This window comes from Streptomyces sp. W16 (assembly GCF_033194735.1).
Classification (GTDB): domain Bacteria; phylum Actinomycetota; class Actinomycetes; order Streptomycetales; family Streptomycetaceae; genus Streptomyces.
Genome location: NZ_JAWOAI010001120.1, coordinates 1 through 1,143, shown reverse-complemented (window position 1 = coordinate 1,143; position 1,143 = coordinate 1). Strand labels below are relative to the sequence as shown.

Genomic DNA, 1,143 nt, shown 5'->3' with positions numbered 1-1,143 from the left:
CGCCCGCACCGAACCCGGCTACGCCACGAACGTCCGCGGCGACTCGCCACCGCTCCCGCCGACCCCGTTCTCCACCAGCCGAGCAGCCGCGGCCAGCCGTGCCGCCGCCTCCTCGGCCACCGCGCCGCCCACGGTGAACGGCAGCCGTACATACCCCTCGAAGGCCCCGTCCACGCCGAAGCGCGGCCCGGACGGCACCCGAACCCCCACGCGCTCCCCCATCTCGGCGAGGCGTGAACCCGACAGTCCGCCGGTGCGCACCCACAGCGTGAGCCCGCCCCTGGGCACCTCGAACTCCCAGCCGGGCAGCTCCCGACGTACCGCCGCGACCAGCGCGTCGCGGTTCTCCCGGGCCTGGCCGCGCCGGATGTCGACGGCCTGTTCCCAACCTCCCGTGCTGAACAGCCAGTTGACGGCGAGCTGCTCCAGCACCGGGGTGCCGAGGTCGGCGTAGGCGCGGGCCGAGACCAGGCTGCGGATCACATCGGGAGCCGCGCGCACCCAGCCGATGCGCATGCCGGCCCAGAAGGCCTTGCTGGCGGAACCGACGGTGATGACGGTCGAACCGGCCGGGTCGAAGCCGCAGACAGGGCGCGGCATCTCGACGTCCTCCTCCAGCCACAGCTCGGTCATCGTCTCGTCGGCGACGAGCACGGTGCCTGCCGAGCGGGCCGCGTCCACGAGTTGACGCCGCTGGTCGTCGTCGGCGAGGGCGCCGGTCGGGTTGTGGAAGTCGGCGACGACGTACGCGAGCCGGGGCGCCGCGTCCCGCAGCACCTGCCGCCAGCGGTCCATGTCCCAGCCGGAGAGCCCCTCGGCCATCGCCACGGGCACCAGCCGGGCGCCCGCCTCGCGCATCAGCTGGAGGATGTTGGCGTACGAGGGCGACTCGACGGCGACTCGCTCGCCCCGCCCCGCGAAGAGGTGGCAGATGGCGTCGATGGCACCCATCGCACCGGTGGTGACCATGATCTGCTCGGGCATGGTCGGGATCCCGCGCAGGGTGTACCGCTCGGCGATCATCGCGCGCAGCGCGGGCAGCCCGGCCGGGTAGTCGCCGTGCGTGTGGGCGTACGGCGGCAGTTCCTCCAGGGCGCCGTGCACGGCCCGGGTGAGCCACGGCTCGGGCGCGGGCAGGGCGGC

At 74.4% G+C, this 1,143-nt stretch carries 1 protein-coding gene; it reads right to left on the bottom strand.

The features are described 5' to 3' along the window. Window positions 1-18: 18 nt before the first annotated feature. Window positions 19-1,143: SCO1417 family MocR-like transcription factor (locus R6V09_RS53570; RefSeq protein WP_317888616.1), on the bottom strand; the 1,125-nt coding region annotated here is incomplete at its 5' end.